Annotated in this window: 3 protein-coding genes; all 3 read right to left on the bottom strand. The window is 43.3% G+C overall.

The window, feature by feature from the left end; all coding sequences use genetic code 11:
• Window positions 1-303 precede the first annotated feature (303 nt).
• The gene (arcS, locus tag GBV73_RS10690) at window positions 304-2019 is read right to left on the bottom strand and encodes an archaeosine synthase subunit alpha (RefSeq protein WP_152881267.1); all 1716 of its coding nucleotides are present in this window, start codon (window positions 2017-2019) and stop codon (window positions 304-306) included.
• Window positions 2020-2022: 3 nt separating this feature from the next.
• On the bottom strand, window positions 2023-2925 hold the full coding sequence (locus GBV73_RS10685) for a coiled-coil protein (protein ID WP_152881269.1): 903 nt from the start codon (window positions 2923-2925) through the stop codon (window positions 2023-2025).
• 179 nt (window positions 2926-3104) lie between these two features.
• On the bottom strand, window positions 3105-3902 hold the full coding sequence (locus GBV73_RS10680) for an ATP-dependent Clp protease proteolytic subunit (RefSeq protein WP_152881265.1): 798 nt from the start codon (window positions 3900-3902) through the stop codon (window positions 3105-3107).
• Window positions 3903-4033 lie beyond the last annotated feature (131 nt).

Raw genomic sequence — 4033 nt, 5'->3', positions numbered from 1 at the left:
TATGACTCAAAACCATTTAAGCTTTACGGAACCAAAAATATTCAAATGTTCCGGTAGTTATCGTTTAAAGAACAGCCTATATCACATATCTTATCTCCCTCACCATTAATTGTGATCCAGTTTGAGAGTTTTATTTCCGGTTCTAAGCGCCGCCCAGGCTGAGAAGTTAAACAAGCCTGACTTTTCTGTCTTGGTATATGAATACGTAAACGTCTGGTGAAAGAGCGAGGCTTGAGAAAAGAAAAAGTCAGACCTTTCATTGCCCGTCGTCAGAAGTAGTTTTAAAAATTGTTAAAAAGTTTCTCATAATTTCTTTCTCACCTTCACAGCAACGCCTCTCTTTGCTTTCACCATCTCCTCTCCGCTGAGAACGGCTTTTCCAACGCCGACGACTTGTTCGTCCCTCACAACGCCAACAATGTCATCCGGGCGTATTTTGCCATCTGCTTCATTAACCCCAACGGCAAAAACGTCTCCCCTGAGATCGAAGTCAATCTTCACGTAATAGCTCTTCGTTGCATCGTAGATGCGCTGCATGCCAAAGGGCGTTACACTTATCACGCCGTCTTGGTAAGTTCCAGTTTGCTCATTGCCTATGAGAATGCGGAGCATTTTGGAACCTATGATTCTAGCATCCTCTGGAAGAACTGCTTCTCCAGCGCCCAAGCCAAAGTAGAAGTCAAACACTTTCCTTATGTTCTCGTAGAAGCGGTATGTCCTGTCTTCCTTTCCAGCAGTCAAATCCAAGCCAAGTTCCTTTATCGTCTTCTTTAAGCCCTCCAAGCTTTCCCTGCTTGTTGTGCCGTTTTTAACTGGAGTAAAGATTATCTCCCTTCCACTGACCTCGCTGGCTATTTTAGCAACGTCTACATAAGCTTCGTCCAGGTGGGCAATTATCGGAATCCTCTTGGGGTATTTCTCCAGAGCATTAGCTAAGAGCTCAGCAGCAGAGGTTATTTCCTCTTCACTCCAGTGGCCAGTAACTACAATGTCGTATTTGGCTAACCACTCCCACTCCCTCGGCACGACTCCAAAGGGAGACGTAAGGATGAGCTCGTGTATTCTGTATATTCCATTCCCAAGGGCTTCCTTGAGAGCTTTTCTGTAAAGCGTGTGAGAGCGCGAGTGGGAATAGGGCTTTTTAGCTGAGCATGGGAAAAGGAAGAGCACTTCAGCGTTTTCAGGGGGCTTAAATCTCTCAACTACTCTCTGCCTCCACCTCACTACTTCTGGCCTGTTCTGGGAGGCATCACTTATGAAGTAAACGGTGTCCCTTTGTATGGGGGTGTATTTTTCAAGGTAATCCCAGTTTTCCTTGTCGGCTATCCTCAGTATCCCGGCATGAGCTTGGGTGTAGAAAAAGTTCTCAACCAGATAGCGAAGCTTTCCTTCCTCAAGAGCCTTTTTAACAAGCTTTATAACCTCTTTAGCGAATTCCAGAGAATTCTCCTTCTCCTCCCAAAGTATTGGGGAGAACTGCGTAAAGCCCTTCTTGTGGAAATCGTAGAGCTTCAAGGAACGGGTATCAAATGCATCAATGCCGAGATAAACAGCCAGGGGGTAGAAAAACGGCTCAAGGTCAGTAATTAGCAACAAATTGGGATCTTTTTCCCTGATAAGTCTAACGGCTTGAACAAATCTCCTGTAGTCTTTTACAAAGATTTTTGCATTCCCTATGTAGAGGGCATCGAAGGAATACTGAGAGAGAACATTGTCAAGGAACTCCTCGATGTACTCAAGGTTCCTTACAACAGGGACATAGAGGGCGTTGAATTTTGAATAATCAACGTTGTACAGCCTGCTCAGGGCTTTCTCTACTATTTCTCTGGGAGTATAAAAACTGAGGGGAATTGAAGGGGCAAGGTTGAAGTCATATTCCCCAAACTCTTTAGGATAGAAGTAAGAATTGAACGGCGAAAGAGTAAAATCTACCCCTGCCAAAGCGGGTGTTTCAAAGGTTTTTCCATTAAGCTTAACTAACCCAAGCCTTCCTGGACCTTCGTGCTTTACTATTTCCATGCTTCACACCAGATTGTATCTCTGGAGCAACAGGAGCTCGTCCAAGGTAAGCTTTTCACCGCGCTTGAACTTTTCGAGAGCTTCAACTGCCTTTTCAAATGTAGCATCTTTCTTTGCCCTCATTCTTGCAACCATCTTATACGCTATAAGCTCCTTGTGCTTCTGGTCAAACTCGAATATCTTCTTCTCTACATCCCTGAGATCCATCCTAACTTCCCTAATCTTTTCCCTGAGCTCAACTACCTTCTGGTGATACTCATCTGCTTCTTTTTTAATCTCATCTGCCTGCTGGTAAGCTTTTAGCATCTGTTCATGGAACTGCTGACTCTGATTTGCGAGCTTCTGTATTTCCATCCCTATCGCTCTTCTTGCTTTTTTCAGGTTTTCAATCTTCTTTCTTGTTTCTTGGAGCTTCTTGTGGAATCTATCAGCTTGCTGGAGAATTTCAAGCTCTGTAGCCAAAACCTGAATTTGATCGACTATCTGCTTTTCTCTCTCGGGAGTGATGTTTGGATTGGTCTGCAGTTCCCATTCGAGCTTTTCAATTCTCTCCTCTATCTTCTCCTTTGGCATTCTCAGTCTTCTCAGCTGTCTGTATTCATCCCTCTTTGCCCTGTACTCCATGGCTTCTTGATAGAGAAGATCAAGCTTGGCGTTTATCTCTTCCCTGTTCTTTTTAAGTTCCTGAATCTGCTGGTTGATTTCATCCCTTTTTATTTTATATTCTCTTGCTTTCTCCCTTAACTGCCTTACTTCTTTATTCTTCTCATCTCTTTTTTGTATCCAGATATTCAGCTCCTTTTGGAGCTGTTCCAATCTCTCTTGGATTTCCTTTTTCTCTCTTTCTAAAGCCTCTATTTCGGCTTTTATCCTCTTAATTTCCTCTGGGTCTACTTTCACTTGCATGGTCTCTTCCCCTTCCATCATTTTAGAATAGTTGATCATAATCTCACCTTGATTTAAGCCTAACTAAAGGGATGCAAAAACCAAATAAAAACTTTTTGGCTGGGACGCGAAATTATTCACCAGAACTGAAAACCAAAGCTTAACTTTTCAAAAAATGAAATAAACAAAGACTCACCAATCTACTCTTTTCCTTGCTGCTTTACCGGATAAGGTATGAATTCTACGGTTCCCCTCTGCTTTACAGGTTGTTTGTAGAGCTCCATTAAGGCATAAACCTCCTCTGGAACATCTGTCTCAATGTGAAGTCCGAGCTCCTTTGCATGCTCGACGGTTATTGGATAGTCATGGGTCCATCTTCCTTCGGTTAGTATCTGAGCCAATTCTCTGGCTTTCTCTTCACCGTATTTGTCCTTTAAGAGACTGTATACAAAGTCCTGAACCTGGTTTATTGCTTTCTTTGCCACATCAGCGAGGATAAGAGTTTGATCATCAACCTTCTCTGCGCCTTTTTGTTCAACAGCCCTTATTATGCTCGGCGCTGGATACTGGCCCAGCTGTGGATCCACCGGTCCTAAAACGGCGTGAGGATCCATTATTATCTTGTCAGCGGCTAATGCTATTAATGTCCCACCGCTCATTGCGTAGTGCGGCACTATTACCCTTGTCTCAGCGGGATGGTCTTTCAAAGCCTTCGCTATCTGTGTTGCTGCCAGAACTAATCCTCCAGGGGTGTGAATAATCAAGTCAATTGGCTTGTCTTTTGGAGCCATTCTAATCGCTCTGAGAATTTCTTCACTATCTTCTATGCTAATAAACTTGTACACAGGGATTCCAAAGAAACCTATGCTTTCCTGCCTGTGAATCATTGTTATCACTGTGGAATTCCTCTTTTTTGCCAGCTTTTCCAGCAGCTTTGCCCTCGCAATCTGTAGCTGTCTGTACTGGAGCTGAGGCCCCATAAGCAAATAGAAAAACAACCCTAGTTCCCATTAGATCGTTAGGGTTATAAGTACTTAAGTTTTTTGGTTGATTGGGGCGTGTTTAGTTTCACCCCCTGTTATTTAAACAGTATTTGACTCTGAGGAGGATTTTCAGACCATAACACATT

It is taken from the genome of Thermococcus sp. 101 C5 (assembly GCF_009372125.1).
GTDB lineage: Archaea > Methanobacteriota_B > Thermococci > Thermococcales > Thermococcaceae > Thermococcus_A > Thermococcus_A bergensis.
This window is presented reverse-complemented; position numbering and strand designations above follow the sequence as displayed.

Bases quoted from the DNA above. Each gene is read 5' to 3' on its own strand.
- arcS (WP_152881267.1), bottom strand. From the start codon at position 2,019: ATGGAAATAGTAAAGCACGAAGGTCCAGGAAGGCTTGGGTTAGTTAAG.
- GBV73_RS10685 (WP_152881269.1), bottom strand. From the start codon at position 2,925: ATGCAAGTGAAAGTAGACCCAGAGGAAATTAAGAGGATAAAAGCCGAA.